Origin of the sequence: Aminobacter aganoensis, assembly GCF_014206975.1 — a bacterium.
GTDB classification, from domain to species: domain Bacteria; phylum Pseudomonadota; class Alphaproteobacteria; order Rhizobiales; family Rhizobiaceae; genus Aminobacter; species Aminobacter aganoensis.
On the sequence record NZ_JACHOU010000009.1, the window covers coordinates 61,427 to 81,569 of the forward strand.

Annotated in this window: 22 protein-coding genes; all 22 read right to left on the reverse strand. The window is 62.0% G+C overall.

The window, feature by feature from the left end:
- Positions 1-22: 22 nt before the first annotated feature.
- A complete protein-coding gene (locus GGR00_RS17415) occupies positions 23-1,834 on the reverse strand; it encodes a PcfJ domain-containing protein (RefSeq protein ID WP_184700147.1) in 1,812 nt (603 codons plus the stop codon).
- Positions 1,831-2,331 carry a hypothetical protein gene (locus tag GGR00_RS17420; RefSeq protein WP_184700148.1) on the reverse strand — a complete coding sequence of 167 codons (501 nt, stop codon included), beginning with the start codon at positions 2,329-2,331 and terminating at the stop codon, positions 1,831-1,833. The genes GGR00_RS17415 and GGR00_RS17420 overlap by 4 nt, the downstream gene beginning before the upstream one ends.
- A gap of 260 nt (positions 2,332-2,591) precedes the next feature.
- The gene (locus tag GGR00_RS17425) at positions 2,592-2,885 is read right to left on the reverse strand and encodes a DUF5983 family protein (protein ID WP_184700149.1); all 294 of its coding nucleotides are present in this window, start codon (positions 2,883-2,885) and stop codon (positions 2,592-2,594) included.
- Positions 2,886-3,017: 132 nt separating this feature from the next.
- Positions 3,018-3,236, reverse strand: coding sequence for a hypothetical protein (locus GGR00_RS17430; protein ID WP_184700150.1), 219 nt, complete (start codon positions 3,234-3,236; stop codon positions 3,018-3,020).
- Between the two features lie 36 nt (positions 3,237-3,272).
- Positions 3,273-3,491: a hypothetical protein gene (locus GGR00_RS17435; protein WP_184700151.1), complete on the reverse strand. Its 219-nt coding sequence runs from the start codon at positions 3,489-3,491 to the stop codon at positions 3,273-3,275.
- On the reverse strand, positions 3,488-3,679 hold the full coding sequence (locus GGR00_RS17440; protein ID WP_184700152.1) for a hypothetical protein: 192 nt from the start codon (positions 3,677-3,679) through the stop codon (positions 3,488-3,490). Before GGR00_RS17440 ends, GGR00_RS17435 begins: the two co-directional genes overlap by 4 nt.
- A gap of 134 nt (positions 3,680-3,813) precedes the next feature.
- The gene (locus tag GGR00_RS17445) at positions 3,814-4,668 is read right to left on the reverse strand and encodes a helix-turn-helix domain-containing protein (RefSeq protein WP_184700153.1); all 855 of its coding nucleotides are present in this window, start codon (positions 4,666-4,668) and stop codon (positions 3,814-3,816) included.
- Entirely contained in the window at positions 4,665-6,032 is a 1,368-nt protein-coding gene (locus GGR00_RS17450) for a helicase HerA domain-containing protein (protein ID WP_184700154.1), read from the reverse strand. Before GGR00_RS17450 ends, GGR00_RS17445 begins: the two co-directional genes overlap by 4 nt.
- A 117-nt stretch (positions 6,033-6,149) precedes the next feature.
- Positions 6,150-6,542, reverse strand: a complete 393-nt coding sequence (locus tag GGR00_RS17455) for a hypothetical protein (RefSeq protein ID WP_184700155.1) — start codon at positions 6,540-6,542, stop codon at positions 6,150-6,152.
- An 85-nt stretch (positions 6,543-6,627) separates the two neighbouring features.
- Positions 6,628-7,104: a hypothetical protein gene (locus tag GGR00_RS17460; RefSeq protein ID WP_184700156.1), complete on the reverse strand. Its 477-nt coding sequence runs from the start codon at positions 7,102-7,104 to the stop codon at positions 6,628-6,630.
- A 74-nt stretch (positions 7,105-7,178) separates the two neighbouring features.
- Positions 7,179-9,338 carry a ParB/RepB/Spo0J family partition protein gene (locus GGR00_RS17465; RefSeq protein WP_184700246.1) on the reverse strand — a complete coding sequence of 720 codons (2,160 nt, stop codon included), beginning with the start codon at positions 9,336-9,338 and terminating at the stop codon, positions 7,179-7,181.
- Positions 9,339-9,529: 191 nt separating this feature from the next.
- Positions 9,530-9,733, reverse strand: coding sequence for a hypothetical protein (locus tag GGR00_RS17470; RefSeq protein ID WP_184700157.1), 204 nt, complete (start codon positions 9,731-9,733; stop codon positions 9,530-9,532).
- Entirely contained in the window at positions 9,730-10,137 is a 408-nt protein-coding gene (locus GGR00_RS17475) for a hypothetical protein (RefSeq protein WP_184700158.1), read from the reverse strand. Before GGR00_RS17475 ends, GGR00_RS17470 begins: the two co-directional genes overlap by 4 nt.
- Positions 10,138-10,270: 133 nt before the next feature.
- Entirely contained in the window at positions 10,271-10,612 is a 342-nt protein-coding gene (locus tag GGR00_RS17480; protein ID WP_184700159.1) for a hypothetical protein, read from the reverse strand.
- Positions 10,609-11,172: a hypothetical protein gene (locus GGR00_RS17485; RefSeq protein WP_184700160.1), complete on the reverse strand. Its 564-nt coding sequence runs from the start codon at positions 11,170-11,172 to the stop codon at positions 10,609-10,611. Before GGR00_RS17485 ends, GGR00_RS17480 begins: the two co-directional genes overlap by 4 nt.
- Positions 11,169-11,945, reverse strand: a complete 777-nt coding sequence (locus tag GGR00_RS17490) for a hypothetical protein (protein ID WP_184700161.1) — start codon at positions 11,943-11,945, stop codon at positions 11,169-11,171. The genes GGR00_RS17485 and GGR00_RS17490 overlap by 4 nt, the downstream gene beginning before the upstream one ends.
- A complete protein-coding gene (locus tag GGR00_RS17495; RefSeq protein ID WP_184700247.1) occupies positions 11,945-12,307 on the reverse strand; it encodes a DUF2958 domain-containing protein in 363 nt (120 codons plus the stop codon). The genes GGR00_RS17490 and GGR00_RS17495 overlap by 1 nt, the downstream gene beginning before the upstream one ends.
- 180 nt (positions 12,308-12,487) lie before the next feature.
- Complete coding sequence (locus GGR00_RS17500; protein ID WP_184700162.1) at positions 12,488-13,684, reverse strand: DUF932 domain-containing protein; 1,197 nt, start codon at positions 13,682-13,684, stop codon at positions 12,488-12,490.
- 454 nt (positions 13,685-14,138) lie between these two features.
- Positions 14,139-17,897, reverse strand: a complete 3,759-nt coding sequence (locus GGR00_RS17505) for an AAA family ATPase (RefSeq protein WP_184700163.1) — start codon at positions 17,895-17,897, stop codon at positions 14,139-14,141.
- Between the two features lie 324 nt (positions 17,898-18,221).
- The gene (locus tag GGR00_RS17510; RefSeq protein WP_184700164.1) at positions 18,222-18,956 is read right to left on the reverse strand and encodes a heparan-alpha-glucosaminide N-acetyltransferase; all 735 of its coding nucleotides are present in this window, start codon (positions 18,954-18,956) and stop codon (positions 18,222-18,224) included.
- A gap of 92 nt (positions 18,957-19,048) precedes the next feature.
- The gene (locus tag GGR00_RS17515; RefSeq protein ID WP_184700165.1) at positions 19,049-19,708 is read right to left on the reverse strand and encodes a DsbA family protein; all 660 of its coding nucleotides are present in this window, start codon (positions 19,706-19,708) and stop codon (positions 19,049-19,051) included.
- Positions 19,705-20,142: a disulfide bond formation protein B gene (locus GGR00_RS17520; protein WP_246441438.1), complete on the reverse strand. Its 438-nt coding sequence runs from the start codon at positions 20,140-20,142 to the stop codon at positions 19,705-19,707. The genes GGR00_RS17515 and GGR00_RS17520 overlap by 4 nt, the downstream gene beginning before the upstream one ends.
- Between the last annotated feature and the right edge of the window lies 1 nt (position 20,143).

Consider the following 20,143-nt stretch of genomic DNA (forward strand, 5'->3'; position numbering starts at 1 on the left):
ATGCATCGTACGGTCCTCCTTCTCAGTAGGGGATTGGGGCGCCCGGATCGATCGGGCTGGAAAGCGCCACGATGGCGCGATCGACAGCATGGGCGAGGCCTGTCTTTTCGCACCATGCGTCGAGGCTTCCCGGCGTATTGCGTGGCAGCAGCGGCAGGTAGAACGGAAAGACCTCACGGGCATGCGCGATGGGCAGTGTGTGGGAACTCCACACATAGTCACCTTCCCGTTGCATTCGCTTGCGATGGGCGGCGAGCTGCGAACGGAAGATCGGGTGTCTGCGGCAGTTCAAATCGCTGAGGAAGGCGCGAAGCACATCATGCAGTTCGTCGTCGGGTCGCTGGTTGCGGCGTGCCTTGAACTGTCCAACCTGGTAGGAGAGCGTGTCAGCGGTCGTGCCTGACAGTTTCAGCTCGATCGTCGCGACATGACTACCACCACGCTTCAACGACAGGATTTGCACGGCGCCGGAGCGGCAAGGTTGGTAGTAGCCGCCAACGCAGTGGTCGAGGCTGTTGCCCTCCTCGACGAGGCCGCCGGCCGTGGTGATTGGAACGATGTCGTGGAGTCCTCGTGGACATTGCCAAGGCGGGCAGATCGACGGCCAACCCGGGCGGTCGGTTCTGTGTTCATGGCGAACCGCCGAGAGCGTCGCGACCCGACGGTGCCAGAGTTCGGCCGCTTCATGAAAGGCCTTGATCCCGCGGGTTCCGATGATCGCCTTGTTGAGGATAGACAGGAAGGCGCGGCGATCCGGACTGTCGCGCAAACCCGTCGGGAACGCCAACGAATGGAGGAAGACGTTGGCGACGATGGAACGGTTTGCCAGCACGAGCCGGTTGGCGACGACCGGCCGCAGAATATCGTCGGCAAGAGAACTTATGGCGTCTGTAGCGTGCTGGTTGGCGCTGACATAGTCGACGCGGATGATGTTGTTGCGATGATACGCCGCCCATGGTGACAAGGACCATGCACTGGGCTGGTCTGGTTCGCCGCGGCCGGGCCATTCCGCAAGGGGAACGCCATGGGCTTTGAGTTCGGCAATCGTCGCCTCGAAATCAGTACCGATCCGCAGTGCAGTGGTAAGGGATCGCGCACCACGAAGCGCCCTGAGTTCAGGTGTCGTGATGTTGAGCCGATCCATCAGCACGGGTTTGAGTGGAAGGCCCTCATCGATGGTTGCGGTTATGTTCGGCTCGCGCAGGACCGTGGAAAGCGAGGCGTAGATCCGGAGCGCCTGCCAACGTCGGGTCAGCAGGATCGGCCGCCTCGGGTCACCGGAATGATCGACAGCAAGCAGCCATTCGAGTGTCGAGCATGGGCTGGTCGGACGCTCTTCCAGACCGGGAATGTCGCGACGTAGCAGGCGTTTGAGATGCATGTCGGTCAGATGACCCACCTGCAGCGCAACCGTTGCGATGGCTTTCGAGATCATCTCGGCCATGGTCTTCAGGGCGATCTCGCGCGCACCGGCCTCGACAGCCTTTGCAAGCAGATCGATATAGCCGTAGCGATCCAGCCAGGTTCCGAGATCGAATTGCGGTGTTGAGCCGGCGCGACAGGCATTGGCCGTGATCGCGGCTTCCATGTCCTTGACGAGCTGCGTGGCATGGGGATCGTCCTGGAGCTTCGGCTTGACGGAGACGCGGGCCTCGACGCCGTTGACCGAACGTCTGGCTGTGATCGTAGTCCTCGCGAATGCCGAGATCGTCACCAGGGCGTTGATCGCTGGATGCGTGCCGAGCTTCGCGAATGCCGGTACGTGCGAGAGAAGTTCTGCCGCTGAACATGCACGCAGATGGGTCCAGCTGGTGGATGGAGATGTGGCGTTCATTGTGCGCCCTCCCCATCTGCGAGGACAGCGTCATGCTGATGCGGGTCGATGGCCGCAGGGTCATCGTCATCATCGAGATCGTCTTCCTCAAAATCGTCCTCGCTGTCGTCCTCATCGTGGTAGGTCATGTTGCATTCGAACCAATCCTCCTCGTCCGCCCTCGGCCTGATGAAGACTTCACCGGAACCGCCTTCATTGTTGATCCAGTCGCCCTCCGGCAAATTGGATGCGAGGTCGTCGAGATAGTGCCCGAGCGTGTGGATCTCGCCACGAGAGGAAAAACTGATCGGAAGCTCCGGGAGGTGCGTATCTTCGCGACCATCGGCATAAAGGATGCGTTCGAGATTGGTGTCCCCGGAGTCACCGCCACCATCAAGGTGGTACTCTATCTCTTCGATGCCGAGGGCTCGAAGGAGGTTCATCACCTGCTTGTCTTCGCTCGCCGGAACACATTGATCCGGCACGTAGCCGGCTGGGTTCGCTTGTTTAGCGTCCATTGTTACCTCCTGAAACGACGAAGCCCGGCGCGATGGCCGGGCTCGGTTGAAAATTGCAGATCGATATCGGCCCCTCGAAGGGCGAGAGGCATGGCAGCGATTGTCGGGATCAGTTTCGATCGTCGAGGTTCACGAACCGCATGCCACGCCGCAGCCGGCAGGGCCCTCCCCGCCCCGCCAGCGCGCACCCAAAACCGGCCCCTCTCTTCCTCTGCGGCCGGAACTAATGCGCGGATCGGATAGGGAAGGTGGTGCTGGCGTCACCAGTCGAATGCAGGCAGGCCGACAACCTGGTCGGCGTCACAGTCGAAGAGGATGTAGTCGAATCCCTGGCGCCGGGCCCAGGTCATGACGGCGAAGAGGTCGTCGGGAATGACATCTGGCCAGACGCCCGCGTTCTCTTCGTGGGCATAGAGGAACCAGCCATATTCGCCATAGGGAGCGCCAAGGCATGGCCAATCCTTGTTCGGTGTGTTGTCAAGCCGCTTGGCCGTAGTCTCGGAGACATGTGCCGTGGAGATCACGACAAAGCGGCGGGTTTCCAGCGTAGTCATAGGAAAGCTCCATGGAATTGGTGCAAGGACGATTGACGGCGACTGTGACCGCCTGCGTCCTTGTCGAGGGGAGCCGATCACAGGGGCCAGATCACGGAGGCCTGCCCTGGCGGTATGGTGCGGCCGAACAGATCAGAGCTCCTCGACGTCGGCGTCGGGATATTTCAGGAGGAACGCAGCAAGGACGGTCTCGACCGCGGCATAGGTTTTGATATCATCTGCCTCATCGAGAACGTCGCCATTCTCGTCTCGGACGAGCACGTCCCAGGAATCAGGTTCGATTGGACGCTCCGCGATTGTCGCACTGCCCTCCGGTAGCGTGCGCATCGGAAAAATCGTGATTTCGATCATGGTCGTTTCTTTCGCAATGGACGTCATGGGCGGTCGTCAAACGAACCGCCTGACAGCGATGATGATCCGGTGGTTGGCAGCGCCGACATGGTGATCGATACCGGCCACGATGTGCTTGACGCCTTTCGGTGCGGAGCCGATGAAGATTGTCTCGCCGACGCGCGGCAGCACCGCGAGGTTGCAGTGCCAGTAGGCGTCACCTTCTTCCTCGAACGTCACGCGGAGAGGCAGGTCGTAGCCATCCTCGATGTTCATGCCGGTTCCACCTCCTCGTTCTGGAGGTCCCAGCCGGTGTTCCAATGCGGATCATCGAAGTGGGGTGTGTCGATGGCACCCGATGACACGACCTCGATGGCCTCGTCTTGATCTTCGGCCTCTACCTCGATTTCGATGATGCGTGTGGCCTTGAAGACCTGGACGATTCTGATCCTGTGCATTGCCATGTCGTCTTCCTTTCGAAGGTGGTGCGGATCGATGGCGATGGATGTGGTTCGCCGCCGTTTTTGTCTGGCGAACATCGGAGCGCTGTGGCTGGATGACACCGATATCGGTCGGGGATGGACGCACCGGCCTCTGGTCAGCGGGACGGGATATCGGTTTCGCGATCCGTCACCATGGTGAGCAGGTGGACCAGTTCGAACTTGTCGACTTTGCGAAAATCGATGCGTTCCAGCTGGTCGATAACGAAGCGGCGCAGGTCGGCCGGGGTGATGATCCACCGGCTTCCGCCTTGCTGCGGAAGGCGGTTGCCGTTGCGTTTCGACGCTTTCAGTTCGCCCGAGATGCAATAGGCGGTCATGGTCTTGTCGTCGAAGCCGAGGATCCGCGCGGCCTGCCTGGCGGAGAAGCCCTCATTGAACCGGCGAGACAGCCCGATACGCTTTGCGCGAACCATGATCGCAGTCGGTGATCGCCTGAATCCATGTTCCCGGAAGATTTCGGCACAGCGATCGGGGTTGTGGAGCGGAACCTTCGCCATCAGCGCGTCTTCGGCGGCCGTCCATGGTGGCTGCTTTTTGTGGGGCATGGTCAGCCCGAGCTTGCGTGCACGCTGCGAGAGCCACCAGCGTGGGACCCCGAGACGCTCGGCGAGCCTGTTTACAGCGCCACGTTGCTTGCCGTCCAACTCGGACCATGCGTCCTTCAGTGTCTCGTCGAAATCTGGTGGCGTCTCGATCCTGACTTTTGGCCCGCCGCCGACTTTGGCGGTCAGGCCGAGCTTGCCGGCCTGGACGTAGACGCCCGATTTCGTTCGGTGCGCTGGCAGGTGCGCGAGACATGCTGCAGCGCCGCCAGTCGGATAGTAACGGCGGACGATATCTATTTCATCATTCGTCCAGAATCGCGGATCACGCCGGCCCGGGATGTAGGGTGTGGACAGACGTGGCAGATGCGCTCTGCCCTTGCTGAAAGAGACCGGTTGCAGGCTCATTGGCACATTCCCTTCTCGATCCGGATCGCGCGATCCTCGCCCTCGCCCATGAATTCGAGCGCGCCATATTGGTCGAGCAGGGTGATCGCCGCGGCGACCTCGGCCGGGTCGATGGAAAGCCCAGGGGCTATGTCGGCCACGTGGGCGCCGTTCGGCTGCAATCTGCGCAGTTCCTGGATGAGCCTGCCGGCGATCGGGAAAGCCGGATCGCGAATGAAGGCGCGCACGGCCCTGAGACCGGGCACCAAGGCATTTTCCTCACGAAGATCGTCATCGGCCTGGGTCGCGTCGATCAGCGAGTCGAGGTCGAGCAGTTCAGCTGCCGTCTTGCTGTCGAGATCGTCCGGAGGCTCTATTTCGGGTCTTGCTCCGCGGTGATGTGTGACCACGCCGCCGACGCGCAGGACGGCAGGCGACCGGGAGAACGCCGGTCCAACCGCGACGAAATCGCCGGGCTCGAGCATCGGGAGCCGGTCGAATGCCCTGCTGGCGTCCCAGCCGATGGTCTCGGCCGCGCGGCGGATATCAAGATCGAGCGTGTTCATGCCGACCAGGAAATTGTGCATCTCGGAGGCGACCGACTTGGCCAACCGCGCGAGGCGCTGGGTGGCGAGCACACCTGCGAGGCCACGTTTGCGGCCGCGGCTCATCAGGTCGACCACGGCGCCGATCGCCGATCGCCGCACCGAGGTCGCCGCCGTCGACTGTCCACCGAAAGGCGCGAACAGATGTGCCTCGTCCACGAACACGAGGCACGCATGCCAATGTGTCCTTGGTGCGTTGACGAGCGCTTCGAAGAACGCGGCGATCGCCTGCATCTGTCCTTCGCGATCCAGTTCCGACATATCGAGCAGGACCGAGATTCGATGTGCCCTTACGCGGGCGCCAAGTACGGCCAATGCGGCCGTGTCGAGCTTGTGCGCCTCGACATGGAAGTGACCATACGTCTCCGAAATAGAGCGGAACTCGCCTTCTGGATCGACGATGATCTGCTGGACGCGGCCGGCGGTCTGCTCGATCAGTCGACGCAACGTCCACGACTTGCCGGCCCCGGAAGCGCCCTGCACGAGCATGCGCCCGTCGAGAAGCCGCGCCAGGTCGAGGCCGATCGCCTCGTCCTGCTCAGTCTTTCCGAGGTCGACGTCTGCCGACCTAACCTGTCCAATCGGCGCATCGTCCTTTTCGGGCGTGGCGAAATTGGGAAGCGCAAGTTCGGGGATTTCATGACGGGCCTCATTGGCCAGCAGGAGCGCAAGGCGGCGGTCTGCAGGCGATAGTCTGGCCATTTGGTCTGGCTTCGGGAACACCGTGCCGAATGCGCGGCTGATCGGCCGTTCCGGCGCCTCACGAATGGTCGCATTCATGGCGACATTCCTTTCTGGTTTTGAAGGGGAAAGATCCTCCCGTGCGGACGAAGCTGCGGCGTCGCGCTGGATCCGGCGGCAAGCGCAGCAGCTTCGTCCGTTTCGGGGTGGCGCGGCTCAGGCGGCGTGGCGGTCGGCAGAAAGCAAGCCGTTGCTGCCGATGCCGGTGATCGCGCGGACTGCCGCGGCAAGTGCCGGGATATCGTCGAGCATGATCAGCGCCACAAAGTGATTGGCGCCGCCGGTATAATCCTTGCGACCCTTGCAGGTGCGGATCAGGATGCCGTGTCCCGACGACATACCGAATTGGCCGACCTGGATATAGGCGCTGCCGTGGTGCAGGGTCACTTCACCTGAAACAGCTATGCCGGCCTTGTTCGAGCGCAGGTCATAGGATCCCGGCGGCAGGCGGAGTTCGGCGGCGAGTTTTTTCAGCCGCGAACGGGCCGTCGTGTGAAAACGTCTCTTCTGGTGCTCGTCATAGGAGCAGGTCTTGGTCCAGTCGAACATGTCGATCTCCATGAACGAGACAGGCCCGGCGATCGCTGATGCGATCCCGGGCCTGTCGTCGGTGGATTCTATGTGGGTGAGAAAGTCAGGCGGGCGCGCGGCCTTCGATGACGTCGGCGCCAACCTCGTCGGCGGTCACCTCCTCGAGATAGGCGCGACTGTACCGATTGTTGGCGAGCCAGCGTTCCGCCGACTCCCTGTTCGGGGCAAGATGCAGAAGTTCCGGGATGTCGCCGAGCATTTGCAGGACGCGCACACTGCCTATGGCAGGGCGCTGAACGATCTCGAAACGCAGGTCGGTCTCGACCGAGTAGGTGCGCCTGACCGAGATGATGACGGTGCCATCCTGGCCGAAATCGCCTTCGTGCAGCGTGAAGCAGGCGGGCGAACTGTAGGTCGGTCGCTCGCGCGGTGGTTCCTTCTTCACCAGGCGACCGGTGCTGTTGCGGGATTTCCAGGCGGCGAGCTTCTTCCTGAACCGCTCCGGTGGTTTCGGGGTTGAGTCAAGGTACCGAATGACGCTTCCCAGACTGGCGCAATCGTAGACGATATTTGCGGGCATTTGCGATTTTCTCCTATGCGAAAGCGGAAAGGGCCCGGCAGATTTGCCAGGCCCAGTGCGGATCGAGTGGGCGACTATTCGGCTGCCTGGAGGTGATCAGCCGTGTCGTCGGCGACGGCCACGGGCTCGTCGACTGACGGATCGGCATCTTCTGCGAGGAAGGCGGGCAGTTCGGCCGCATCATCACCGATGTCAGCCTCGTCGGAGACAGCCTCTTCGACCGCCGTATCGGAAGCTGCGATCGCATCGTCGCTTTCGAGCCGCAGTGGTTCGGGCAGCCAGTTCGATCCTTCGAGAAGACGGGCGGCCTCACGGGCCATGAGATCCTTCTTCATGTGGTCGATCAGTTGCGCGGAATCCTCGCCACGGCCTTCACGCACTGCCTGAACGATCCGGGCCTTGGTTACGCGGCCGAGATAGTTGTCGACGGTCGGCTCCCAGCCAGCCGCGACCATGTCGAACTGGATCGTGGCTGCCAGAGCATCGGCATGGGCAATCGCTCCCGGTCGCTTGTTCCAGGGCTCGACGACCGCGTTGAGCGAGAGTGAGGCGCAATGCGCGAACAGTGCCTTTCGGCTCGCTTCGTCGAGACCCAGCAAGAAGCCCCAGAGATTTGGACTGTCGGGCATCTCCTTGTCCCATGCCTCATGACGCTCGGCGATTTCCTTGGCCCAGGGAGTTTCGGCGAGACCCTGGACCTGGCCGAAACTGTTGCTCGTCTGGGTAATCTCGAGGCAGCTGTTCTTGGCGTGGCGGTAGAACACCTGCAGCACGAGAGCGTGCAGGACCGCCACGAAGGCGGTGTCGACATCGCTGGCGAGCGCGTTGCGCAGCGACAGCGTCTTCTGCGCGGTCAGGTCGACGATGAGGCGATCCGGTAGCGGCCTGATGCCGTCATCCTCCGGCTCCTCGGCGGATTCGGTGGTTCGACCAAGAGGCTGGCCGTTGACCACGACGGCATGCTCGTCGTCTTCGTCCTCATCTCCGAACGAGGTGTCGAGGTCCTCGCCTTCGCCTGCCTCCTCATCATCGCCCGTCTCGACCCGCGGTTCGTCCTCCGCGCGAATGAAGCCGGCCTCGACCTGAAGTTTGCCATTGGCGGCAAGCGTGATGAACGTGCCGGCGATCGCCTTTTGCGCCGGGTCGTAGACGAAGGGGCGGTCGTTGAAGCCGTCGAGTTCAGTGCCGAGCTGGTCGAGCTTGTCCTCGATTTCCTGGTCGGCATCCTCCATCTCGGCATATTTGGCGTCGAGCGCGTCATACTCTGCCTTCACCGCGTCATGCCGGGCGATTTCGTCGGCACTCATCTCCTCAGGCTCGGCATAGATGCGCCGCATGCCGGAGGTGTGGCCATAGGGAAAGCTGATCGCCGCCTCGACCCACTTCCAGCCGTCATTGCGAACGGCTTCGGCGTCCACCTTCAGCTTCTCGAAAACGAGCTGTTCGAGAAGGGCAGCATCCTGGAACCAGCCGCCGGAATCCTGTTCGAAGAGATCGCGCAGGATGACGCCGCCGGCGGCTTCGTAGGCTTCGGCGCCGACATAGACGGCCCGCCTATCGTCAGCGCGAACCGTGGTCTCCGTCAGCAGGCGCCTGATGTAGTAGGATTCCTGCATGTGAGGATTGCTGGAAATGCGCTCCCAGACCTGCTCCTGACGGGCATGATCATCGGAGACGGAAAAGGCCTGGAGCTGGTCGAGGCTGATCTCCTCCTGCTCGTAGAGATCCAGGAGCTTGGGAGAAACGGTGGCGAGCTTCAGACGCTGCTTCACCGTGTGCGTCGACACGAAATAGCGCGCAGCGATCTCCTCGACATCCTTGCCCTGGTCGCTCAGGATTTTGAACGCACGATACTGGTCGAGTGGATGCAGGTTCTCGCGGTGAACATTCTCCGCAAGCGAGTCGTCCTCCATGCTTGTGCGCTCGGAGCGATTGACGACACACGGGACCGGCTGGTTCTTGGCCATGCGCTTCTGGCGCACGAGGAGTTCGAGCGCCCGGTAGCGACGCCCGCCAGCAGGAACCTCGTAGCGGCCTGTCTCTTCACCGTTCTCGTTCTTCTTCGGACGAATGTTAAGGCTCTCGATCATGCCGCGATAAGCGATGTCATCGGCGAGGTTCGGGATCGATACACCATTGACGATCTGGCGCACGTTCTTCTGCGACAGGTCGAGCAGGTCGAAGGGAATGTTTTCGGCCGGATTGAGGATGATCTTCTGATTGGCCTTGGCCATGGTCAGGGTCTCCATGACGGGCGGCACGGGGCCTCTCCCCGAACCTCCAAACCCGTCAGGAACCCTCCCCTCCACCCTCTGCCTCTCGGCGTAGCGCCGCCGCCCGCCGGTTGGAGCAGCCGCATGGTGACGATTGGGGGAGGCAGACCGGGAGGTGGGGATCGACAGGCGCAATCTTACCGGATGGAAATCTACTCGTCCGGCGCCGCGATATCGACGCGCCCAGCCTTGCGCAGCGCTTCGAGCATGCGGGCATGGTCCATCAGTATGTGGATCTGCGCTTGGCGGTCCACGGTGACTGTTCTGCTCGTGCTGCGGGTACGATCGTGCCGCTTATGGAGCAGTTCGAATTCAGGCATGGTGGTGTAGAGCTTCAAAATGGGTCGGCTGCTCATGGGACGGTGCTGCCTTTCGCGACCGCCTCGAAAAGCTCTATTCCTTCGATGTTCCAGATCTCTGCGCCCGCAGCTGCGTAGGCTGCGGCGACGGCTTCAAGCGGTGCATAGGAGAGGCCGTACCAGGGAGCCGGTTCGGGCTCGCGGCCAACAGCAACCAACGGACCGTGCAGTGTGAGTTGCAAGACCATGTCGAGATCGACATTGCGACTGTCGATCACTGGTAGACCGGCTTCGATGCTTTGGGACTTGATGGCCTCGCATCCATAGCCTGAGAGCATAGCCCCTTCGCGATAGTGCAGCGTGAAGCCGCCAGGTCCGATCGAAAGATGGCCTCCTTCGGTAGCTAGCGCAGTGGCAATGTCGGCAGTGTAGTCGAATGGTGATTTCTGTGGGGATGTCATAGCGATTCTCCGCGACGGCTGGCGGGAGAGGTCCCGGCCTGCAGAGCCGTCACGGAAGAAAGCCGCCCCCTTGGACACGAGGGGGAGGCGCGAATGTTCGAAAAATATGACGCAAGGAAATGCGATGCATTATCTACAAAGGCGTGAAGTTCGGCCGCGCGGCATTGACGCGGTACTTTCGGCGTATCGTCTCGATAGCAGCATCTTGCCGCTCGACCTTGCGACGAAGCCGATCGAGATCTGCGGCGGCGTTGTCGGTCAGCTGGTCGAGGACCCGGCGATAGGCGTCCTCGTCGGCACCGGTCCAGTTCGACATGCGGCGATTGTACCGGTGCTGCTTCGGTCGTGAATGGATGGCCTCGGTTTCTGCACGATCACGCAAAGATCGCTCAAGTTCGTAGAGACTGTGCCGAGTTTCGTGTAGACGTGCTTCCATACGGGTCAGCGCCGTGCAGGCTTCGGGGTGGCTCATCATGGCGTGCCTGCGTGTGTCGGCTCGGTTTCGAGTAGCCAGCAGCGCAGATCCTGCCGCATTCGGCCGATCGCACCATTGATCGTGAAGACGCGGGCGTCAGGTAGCACGCATCCCATTCGCTGGAATTCGCCGAGCAAGGTGCGCATCACGGTCAGGTAGAGAGCGCCGCCTGCCAGAGCGACATCGCGGAATGGTTCACGTCCATAAAGCGACATCGAGGCTATCTCGGCACTTGCATGCATGCCGGAATTATCGGGGCCGTTTTTCCGACGAGGGCGGGGCCAGCGCGTGGTGACGCCGCCGGCAATCATGCGTTCGGCGAGATGAGGCGTAAGCCGCGCGTCATAGTCCGCGATGGGCGTGGTGGCATCACGAAAGCCGTAGTGCGCTGACAGGAAGGCGACGCTGGCTCGCGTTCCGTTGGGGTCGGCCGCGCGAAGTGTTTGCCAAAGCGGGCCGTCATAGCGGACGTTTGCAGGGATGTGTCCAGCGTCGTGGCGTTTGGTTGTCGAGCAAGCGAGGATGAGCAATCGCTTGGGTGGAAACAGGGGCGACGTCATGGCTCGACCTTCTCAGTCGCGGCTGTCAGCTTGGCCACACGGCGTACGACGACTGGCCGGGTGTCGGCTTCCTGGGCGAGGCATCGGATCAGCTCGAGCTCATCGTCCGTGCAGTCTCCGCGCACCTCCAGGTCGATCCAGTGACCCGAGCGGCCGACATGGGAGTCGCGCAGCCGATGATTGGAAGACGTGTAGAAGCTCTCATGCGGGTCGTTGAGCCGCACACGTGTGCGGAGAAACAGGATCCCGGACCCGAGATTGCCGCAAAACAGGAATTCGTCGGCGGATGTGGTTTTTGGGCCGCCGCCGACTTTTCGTTGCCCGATCTGACGGAAGGCTTCATCGAAATTCGCCGGATTGGGCGTGGTTCGTGCCGTCAGCTTTCCGTCGAACACCCAAGGTGGGTGACGTGGGTCGACACGCCCGACGGCGATCTGGTGAAGAAGATCGAGGAGACAGGTCGGATCTGCCGGATAGGGACAAGTCCGCCAGAGGTTGCGCACCCTGCAGCGAAGAACATCAGGCAATGCGAAAAGCTGGGCCCGGGCCTTTCGCCAGCGGGCAGCACGCGCAGCGCGCTGAACACGTTCGCGCTCATCCCACCAGATATGGCGGCGGGCCATCTCTTCATCGACGCTGTGTTGTCCCGCCGCGATCATTTCGGCAAAGAGCGGGAGAGCCTGCTGTTCGAGACGCTGCTTACGCTTGAAGGCAGCGCGTTTGCGGGTTGTGTCGCGATAGGGTTCCGGTTTCGGCCAGGGGCGGAATCGCATCAGTTCCGCTCCCCTTTTGACCGTGCCGCGGTTGAAAGGATGCGGATGGCGGCTGTGATGCTGCCGGCCTGCCAAGCGGCCTCGGCATAGGCCGAGATCGGGAATTGGCCTGAGAAGAAAATGTCGCGCTCGATATGCAGGGATAGCGAAGATAACTCTTCGAGGCTGAACGATCCGAGTTCCGGGGCGCCGTTCAACTGCGCAAGGCCGTATAAGGTGTCGCCGTCTGAATCGAGTTCGGTCGCAAGCCATGTGCCGATACCGACCGGATTGAAGAACTTGACGAGCGGAATATGGTCGAGTCCGGACTGGCGGCCATTGGCGAGGAGCCGCTCGCTCAGTTCGGGTGTGAGCAGGGGCATCGGGTTCGGGAAAGGTTTATCCATCGGGGTTGCTCCGCGACGGACCGCCGGGGGCCATTCTCCCGACGCAGGATCCGTCACGACGACAGGCGCCGTCCCCGGGCCTTGGAGGACGGCGCCGTCAACGGCGATTGCGGGACAACCGCCGGCGCGTTGCACGCATCGCCGGCGAATGAGGGGTCAGCTGGCGAGATCGAACAGCTTCTTGGCCTTGCCTTCCATTTCGAGCCGGACGTCCTGGTGCTCCTTGTCGCGAGCGACCCGGGTAATGCCTTGGACGAAATCAAACACGGAGGCCGGCGGATGGCCTTCTTCGTTCAGCACGGTGTCGATGATCTTCGAGGTCTCGGCCTTCGAGAAGCCGCGTTTGCGCAGGAAAGACTGGCGGTCGTCATCGTCCCGGGCGACGATGCGTTCCCGCGCGCTTCTGATGCTGTTGACGAAGGGCATGGGTGAGGATTCCGCGAACTGTATCAGCGCGGGCTCGGCTTCGACAGCAAAGCGAGAGGCTGCATATTTGGAGTGGCGGATGGTAATCTCCTGGAAATCCTCGACCCCCCACAGATTCCTGTTGCAACAAACTGCGCGCAGGTAAAAGCTCGCGATTCCGAGCGTTTTCGAGCCCACTTCGCTGTTCCAGGCATAGAAGCCTCGGAAGAACAGATCCGGGTCGCCGTTGGGAAGCCGCCCGGCTTCGATGGGGTTGAGATCGTCGACAAGGAAGACGAAGACATCACGATCCGAAGCGTAGAGCGTCGTGGTGTCCTTGGAGATGTCGACATTCGGGTTGTAGATGCTGGTCGCCCAGTCAAGAACGCCGGGCACCTTCCAACGCGTGTCGCCCGTGCCGTTGCCAGCGATTTTCTGCACCGCCTCGATCAGTTCGTGGTCGAAAATTCTCCCGTAGTCGGGACCCGTCACCGCTCTGAGCTCAAGGCGACCGTTCTCGATCTCAAGCGTCTTGACCTGCTCGGCACGGTGCGTGGAAAGGCCGTATTGCAGGTTGATGGCGGCAAGCGGCGCTGGCAGTTGGCGAAGATAGGCCGCGGGCGCACCGACAAGGCTGGCGAGCTGGCCGAAACTCCAATGTGTCGGCGCTACCGGCTCATGCGCACCGGGCAGTGCCAACGTCAGCCGTTCGGGATTGTCACGGGCTGCTTCGACGCGGATGGCTTCGCTCTCGACGATGCGCGTCTTGCTGCGTTCAGACCTTCGCTTTACCGAAGTGTGCAGATCGCCAAGCGACAGGAAGCGCTCGTCTGCGGGTCGGTTGAACCATTCCGACGAAACGCGACCGATGCGCTGGCCGCGGTTGACGTCGACCTTGTAGCCATTGCGCGCGACGCGTGTCGGCACCTGAATTTCCATCTGTGTCATGGGACTTGCTCCACGGCGGGCGCCGGAAGCCTCTCTCCCGGCCGCCAACCCGCCGCCGCCTCCCGGCCCCACCTCTGCCTCTGTCTGCACCAGCCGTGACGGCGAAGCATCAGCGGGCTCCGTGAGGGGTGCCGGACCAGACCGACGCGTACGCCTAATGGAGTCTGACGATCGCGTTCAGCGTCGTGCCGATAGGAGCATTGTGTTGATGTTCAGGGCTTGCGGATGCCAGCTGACGTTCTGGAGACCAGCGATACCGGCGCGATCCTCGGTACGACCGCACTCGGAGGACACGGGAAAACGCCACTGCCAGGCTGTAGAAGTCTGCAATCCAAAATGCCGGACACGGGCTCTGCCCCTTCCCGACTATGAAGGGGCGCATGTCACCTCGTTGATCGGCGCGCCGCTCGCGGCCGACCCGGGGGATGGGGGCCAACTCGTGGCCAGCTACACTTTAAGATGATATTACTTTCGCGAGCCGTTCCACCTCACCCATGTCGAGCCCAACGCCCGCAAGCTCGCGCGTCTCTATCAGGATGTCCCCGCCCGCGCGCTCCTCGATCGGTCTTATGCCGGCCGCGAGATAGGCAGCTCGCTTGGTCTGCCATCGCGCCGCATATTGCGGGTCCGACAACATGCCCAGGTGTTCCCAGTAATAGGTGACGCCTGACTCGTCGTTGGCGATCGTAAAGTCGGGCCAGCGGGTCTGGCCGCCGAGAAGCACGGGCTGCTCGTAGACATAGGCGATGCCCATGCCGTGCAGCTTTTCGGCGATCGCGAGTTCGGACTTCGACCTGACGAACTCGCCCCTGCTGGTGCGGTGCAGAAGGTGCCGGTCGAGGAAGCGCGGCCCCGAGTTCGTTTTGACCTCGACCGGTCCGGGATCTGTGAAAAGGTCGGTCATCCGGCGCGCGATCTCGGACGCCGACGGATCCGCGTAGCGGCGTAGAGCCCCCAGTTCGTCCTCATGAAGAATTACCAGTTCGTGCTGGTGCCGGGTCAGGGCGGTGTAGAGCAGTTCCCGCGAGAGCGGGCGGCAATTGCGCGGAAGTACGAGGTAAGATCGCCCGAACTGGCTCCCCTGGGTCTTGTGCACGGTTAGCGCATAGGCGAGCTCAAGATCGGGGGAGCCTTCCTCTCCGGAGAACTCGCTCGCATAGTAGGTGAATTTGATCCCAGGTTGGCTAGCAAACTCAACCTCAAGGTCCCTGGGACGGAACCTCATCCTGGCCGTCTTATAGCCTCCCACCACCACGCCGATGTCACCATTCGCGATGTAGGGCTTCTCCTGGGGCGGATAGGTGCGTCGGCGCGCGTTGTTGCGCAGATTGATGACCTTGTCGCCCCAGAGCACGCCCTGCGGCCCCGCTGGCTTCGGGATCTTGGCGTACCTGGTCAGCGCCCGTTCGCGAACCTTGCTCCGGAAGCGGCGCTGCACCGCCAGGTTGATGGCCTCGACACCGGATAGACCCGCACGAACCGGCGACAGGATCTGCCAGTCGTGTGAGCTCGCCGCCGCGCCGCCTTCGGTTTCGCCGAATCGCCGCGCCCAGAACAGAACGTGGCCCTCCCACTCGCTGCCGCCGATGCTCCGCTCGAAGCCGGATTGATCCGTTCCGTCCGCCAGCTTCAGCCCTCGCACCAGTTCTTCCGCCAGGGCGGGTTCCAGATCGCTGGGCAGACCCCACCTGGCGGTTCGGACGTGCGACAGCGCGCCCAGCTGCAGGGCATCCCAGACCTCGTCGGCGCCTGCATCCAAGGGTTCACCGCTGAACTGTCTGGCGAGCAGCACGTCGCCCCTGTCGTGACCACGCTGCCGTCCGATGATCGTCAACTTAGCATATCCCGGAGCCACTCTCGGGAACATCGGTTTGGTGTCATCGGGCGCTAGATGCCGGCAGATGTCGACGAATGGCCTGCCAGCGCCGATCGGCGGGAGCTGGCGCGGATCGCCGACCAGGATGAGCCTATCGACCCCCTCGAGCGCATCTATGAGTGCCGCAAGCTGGTCCTCGGTGAGCATCGAGCACTCATCCACGACCACGGAGCGATAGCCCTTCTCGCGTGGGGCTCCCGGATTACGGTAGTAGCGACCGCTCGAGCCGTCATAGCGCTCGTATCGCTGCAGGAATTGGGCGAGGGTCATGCCTTTGCCCAGGCGCTCGGTGGCCTCCTCCAGTCGAACGCGCGCCTTGCCTGTCGGCGCGAGCAGCAGGACGCCACCCGAGGCGATCTCGGGGAGGTCGCAGATGACCTTAAGCAGCGTGGTCTTGCCAGAGCCCGCGGGACCGATCAGCACTGAGAAGCGCCCCGATGCGAGCTGTTCGAGCGCGGCCGTCTTCTCCTGGCGCGCCAGTTTCTCGGTCTCGGCTTCAGGACCGGCGTCAACGGCGGGCAACGCGGCGTCCACCAGCGCGCGCCAGTCGTGGGCGAGCGCATGCCGTTTGCCCGACACCCGCTTGCGCACAGCGCTGGTGATCGCGGTGCGGGCCAGCCCGTAGCGCCTCAGCTTCAGCGCAGGCTCGCCCCCCGATGTCTTCGCCTCCTCCAGAGTCTGTGCGAGATAGGCCGGCGCCATGTCGAGAACGTCCTCGTCGACGGCGCAGCGCGGATCCAGGGAGGAGTCGAACGCACGTCGCACGATCCAGCTTCGCGGCAGCAGGGTGTGGCCCTCCAGCTGTACCGTTCGTTCGAGCAACTCGGTCACGAGACCGCGCACCCGGCGGCGATCGATGCCGTCGCTCATCGCTGTGCCTGGCGGCAGTGGGGCCTTCGCACGCACGGCATCGGGCGGAAAGACGCCACGGTCGATTGTGCCAAATGCCGTGCGGTCGGCCGCGGCTTCGTCCCGTTCGAACAACAGGTAGGGGTTCGCCAGGATCTCGGCGTCCGTCGTCTCTTCCGAGTAGGCGCGCTTGCTCGGTTGATATGCCCTGAGCGCCTGATCGGGGGTGAGGCTGCACCGGGCTATAAGGTCGAGAAGCTGCCGTCGAGGTTTGGCCAGCCCCCGCCACTTCTCGCGGTACGTGGATCCGAAGCCGAACGACTCCGCTTGAGGAAAAGACTTCGGCGCAGCGACGAACCCATCGATGAACGAGAAGGCGTCAAAGACGTCGCCCTCCTTGCTTCCGGCACTCGCGATCTCGTGGGCGAGCAGCGCCCCGTGCTCAAGCCCGAAGGCTGCCAGCGCGCTGCCGAGCCCGGGGTGGATTCCCCTGGCGGTCCAAAGGCGGGCGACCTCCCGGTCGATCCATGCAAGCGCGGAAGATATGTCCGCCTCGATCACCTTCGCAGACGCCCTCAGCGCGCCGGCGCAGGCGAGGAGCGACGCGATGGCGCCGTCGTGACCCAGATGCTCCGACCCGTAGGAGAAGGCATCGAACTGGTCATCGGGCGCGAACGCGACGCACTCCTCGAGCGCAATCCCGGGGTCGGCGTCCGCAGCGGCGAGCACGTCGTAATATGGCATCAGGAACCCGTCCGCGCCACCAGAGCGCAGGCTGTGCCGAACGCAACGTTCCCAAAGGACGCCCTGGAGGTCGCCCGGTGCGTCGTAAGAGTATTCGGTGTACTGGCCAATACCCTTCACGCGCGCCGCGCCGATAATCACGCGGTTGGCGCTGTCGGAAAGCGGCGTCTTCTTCGCATAGAAGAAGCAGAGGGAGGTTCCGGGCTCCAGTGCGCCGAAGAACGTGTCCAGCATGACGAGCTGGTTTGTCTTGTCCTGGACCCAGCCTGTCTCGAAGGAAAGTTCGGGTTCGCGCTCCGGCTCATAGCCCAGGCGCAGCGCAGACGCCTTCCCGACCACCCCCGACTTTTCGTCGCCTTCCACGTTCGACTTCAGCATCCATCCGAAGGGGATGCACGCGGCCGAGAAGGCCTCCAGCCGGAGCGTGGTTTCGCCGAAGTGGCCATGGCTCTCGGGGCTCGAGGACTTGTAAGGATGCTGCTTCTTCAGGATGATGTCATGGTCCGCCATGAAACTCACCCGCTCGTCAACGCACGGCGGCATGACCGAGGCATCCAGTTCCTCGAAGAGCTGTCCGGCATGCTCATCCTGGTCGTCGCGCTTTCCCGCGGCGATCCGGCTCAGGGCGAGGCAGGAAGTGTTTGCCGAAGGAGCAACGCACACGCGGCCGTTCCAGCCTCCGTCGTGCCAGGGCACGCGTATCGTCACATGCTGCGACGGCAGCTTCCTCGATCCCGTTATCACTCACCCCCTCCGATCGCTTTGTGCCTAGTATTTCACCCAAATTCCCGAGGGCCAACCCGTGAGGTTATCCAGACCCTGGAGGTCTCAACGTTGTTCAACTACAGGCTTACAGTCGGCGCCTTGGGCAGCTATGCGCGACGCGCGGAAGGCCTTCTGACGCTGAATAGCAAAAGACGCCAAACCTGCGACGTTTTTTTTCGCCGCTCCTATGGCGTAGCGAATTTCGAGAGTTCTGCGATATGTAATACGCTCGCGACTTGACATAGAAAACGTGAAAGTAAAGCGGCGACAAGAACGGCGAAGGACGCTTTCTGCTCCTCTATCTCATTGCTGGGTAGGCAGAACCCAGGAGAGGGGCACGATAACGCTCAACAGAATAGGCTGGTGCAGGAGGTAGATCAGCAGACTCCGGTTTCCCATCCAGACCAAGACTCTGGTCAGTAGGCCTTGCGGGTCGGACGTTGACGCGAACCTTCTACCCTTGTGAAATTGGAATTGCTTCGCCGCTGCCATGCCCAGAAGCGTTATGCCAACCCATGGGAAGATGGGAACAAAATCGTTGCTGGGCGGTGGTTGCCCGGCAAAACCGATCCAGGCAAGCCATCGTGTGTTGAATGCAGGCGCGTCCACGATGAACGGCAGTACGATCATTACCACAGCCGAAACCAAACAGACCGTGACGCTGCTGCGTAGAAACAATGCGCCTAAAAGCGTGGCCGCCGCGATTGCATGCAGGATGCCGAAATAGATGAAGCTCTTGGGGAAGGCGAACCATGTGACGATCGAAATGATTGCCGCGTAAGCGATGATCGTGAGCAAGCGTCGGGCGAAAGCTCTGATGCAAATGGTGTCAGGGTGCGCGAGCACGAGACTGATACCAACGAGAAACATGAATGTGCTGGCGAGGGTTCGTCCAAAAGCCAACCAGATCGGATGGCGAGCGACGCCGCTGATGAGGCCGGTGAATTCCAGATCCCAAACGATGTGGAACAGGACTACGCCGGCGATCGCCAGTCCCCGCGAAATGTCGATTGCAACTATGCGCTGGCCTCGAGCCAATGTCTCCGCCCCGTCTTCATGTCATGGCAGCGAAACCCGTCAGAGGCGGGATTCTAGCACCCTTGTCGCATGCTCGTACCCCGAAGCGAAACTCATTGCGTATTCCGTGCGAGTTCAACCTCCCTCGAGACGAGATCGGTGAGCTGTTGCGGACCGAATGTTTGCAAGCTCTTGCCGTTGACGAAGAACGTGGGCGTCTGCTCAACCTGCCAGATGTCTATGTCTTTCGATTCTTGATCGAGAATCGATGCGACCTCGCTTGAAGATGCATCCGACCGTGCACGTTCGAGCTCTAATCCCGCAGCGGCGGCGGCTTGCCACGCCTTTTCAATAACCGGTCCGCTATGCGGTGCCCAATCTGGTTGTGCGGCTAGCAAAGCCTCCAGTACAGGCTCGAAAAGATCTTGCTTCCGTGCAGCTTCGAGGATCCCCACCGCCTGGTCCGACCCGTCGTGGAAGGCGGCGTATCGCAGCACGAGACGGACGTCTTGCGGATATTGGGCGAGGATGTTCTTCACCAGCGGGTAGAACGACCGGCAGGCTTCGCATGAGGGATCAAAGAACTCCACGATTGTGACAGGAGCGTCGGCAGGACCGATTATCGGCGAATGTTCCCTGACGAGACTTCGGGAATCGTCAGTTGCCACCGCGGCGTCACTCACGCCGCTTTGGTTATAGTAAAAAGCAGAGCCTCCAAAGATGACGGCGGCGACGACGGCGGCAGAAACGACTATCAACTGGCGACGGTTCATCGGTAAACTCCCGCGCGGCACAGGAAGAGAAGGCCGCCAATCGCCGCAAAGGCGAGCAGCGAGGCGAGCGGTAAAGGTACGGTGCCGAGGATCGTCATGGCTTCTCCAGCGCATGATGGCCCGGTGCGGGTGCAAGGGGTTATCGCCTCTTCGACCAGGCCGAAATAAATCAAAGTATGGAAGGCGGCGATAGCTGCGCCGATTCCGACGAGGGGAAGCGCGTAAAACCTGATAGCAGAATCAGCCCTGAAGGCCGCTATACCCAGGATGATCGGCAGAGGAAACATGAACACTCTCTGGAACCAACACAGGTTGCACGGTGCCTGACCCAATATCTCGCCGACGAACAACGCAATCAGCGTTGCTGCTACTGCGATCATCCAGGCCAATAACAACCACCAGCTATTGCGCTCTTCGATTTCATGGTTCGTCATT

What these genes read in the sequence shown, in the direction of transcription:
- GGR00_RS17495 (WP_184700247.1), bottom strand. Translation starts at nt 12,307, where the DNA reads ATGCCCCTGCTCACACCCGAACTGAGCGAGCGGCTCCTCGCCAATGGC.
- GGR00_RS17515 (WP_184700165.1), bottom strand. Translation starts at nt 19,708, where the DNA reads ATGAACCGTCGCCAGTTGATAGTCGTTTCTGCCGCCGTCGTCGCCGCC.
- GGR00_RS17460 (WP_184700156.1), bottom strand. Translation starts at nt 7,104, where the DNA reads ATGCCCGCAAATATCGTCTACGATTGCGCCAGTCTGGGAAGCGTCATT.
- GGR00_RS17485 (WP_184700160.1), bottom strand. Translation starts at nt 11,172, where the DNA reads ATGACGTCGCCCCTGTTTCCACCCAAGCGATTGCTCATCCTCGCTTGC.
- GGR00_RS17435 (WP_184700151.1), bottom strand. Translation starts at nt 3,491, where the DNA reads ATGAACATCGAGGATGGCTACGACCTGCCTCTCCGCGTGACGTTCGAG.
- GGR00_RS17465 (WP_184700246.1), bottom strand. Translation starts at nt 9,338, where the DNA reads ATGGCCAAGGCCAATCAGAAGATCATCCTCAATCCGGCCGAAAACATT.
- GGR00_RS17440 (WP_184700152.1), bottom strand. Translation starts at nt 3,679, where the DNA reads ATGGCAATGCACAGGATCAGAATCGTCCAGGTCTTCAAGGCCACACGC.
- GGR00_RS17500 (WP_184700162.1), bottom strand. Translation starts at nt 13,684, where the DNA reads ATGACACAGATGGAAATTCAGGTGCCGACACGCGTCGCGCGCAATGGC.
- GGR00_RS17445 (WP_184700153.1), bottom strand. Translation starts at nt 4,668, where the DNA reads ATGAGCCTGCAACCGGTCTCTTTCAGCAAGGGCAGAGCGCATCTGCCA.
- GGR00_RS17520 (WP_246441438.1), bottom strand. Translation starts at nt 20,142, where the DNA reads ATGACGAACCATGAAATCGAAGAGCGCAATAGCTGGTGGTTGTTATTG.
- GGR00_RS17420 (WP_184700148.1), bottom strand. Translation starts at nt 2,331, where the DNA reads ATGGACGCTAAACAAGCGAACCCAGCCGGCTACGTGCCGGATCAATGT.
- GGR00_RS17415 (WP_184700147.1), bottom strand. Translation starts at nt 1,834, where the DNA reads ATGAACGCCACATCTCCATCCACCAGCTGGACCCATCTGCGTGCATGT.
- GGR00_RS17455 (WP_184700155.1), bottom strand. Translation starts at nt 6,542, where the DNA reads ATGTTCGACTGGACCAAGACCTGCTCCTATGACGAGCACCAGAAGAGA.
- GGR00_RS17450 (WP_184700154.1), bottom strand. Translation starts at nt 6,032, where the DNA reads ATGAATGCGACCATTCGTGAGGCGCCGGAACGGCCGATCAGCCGCGCA.
- GGR00_RS17490 (WP_184700161.1), bottom strand. Translation starts at nt 11,945, where the DNA reads ATGCGATTCCGCCCCTGGCCGAAACCGGAACCCTATCGCGACACAACC.
- GGR00_RS17475 (WP_184700158.1), bottom strand. Translation starts at nt 10,137, where the DNA reads ATGACATCCCCACAGAAATCACCATTCGACTACACTGCCGACATTGCC.
- GGR00_RS17470 (WP_184700157.1), bottom strand. Translation starts at nt 9,733, where the DNA reads ATGAGCAGCCGACCCATTTTGAAGCTCTACACCACCATGCCTGAATTC.
- GGR00_RS17430 (WP_184700150.1), bottom strand. Translation starts at nt 3,236, where the DNA reads ATGATCGAAATCACGATTTTTCCGATGCGCACGCTACCGGAGGGCAGT.
- GGR00_RS17425 (WP_184700149.1), bottom strand. Translation starts at nt 2,885, where the DNA reads ATGACTACGCTGGAAACCCGCCGCTTTGTCGTGATCTCCACGGCACAT.
- GGR00_RS17480 (WP_184700159.1), bottom strand. Translation starts at nt 10,612, where the DNA reads ATGATGAGCCACCCCGAAGCCTGCACGGCGCTGACCCGTATGGAAGCA.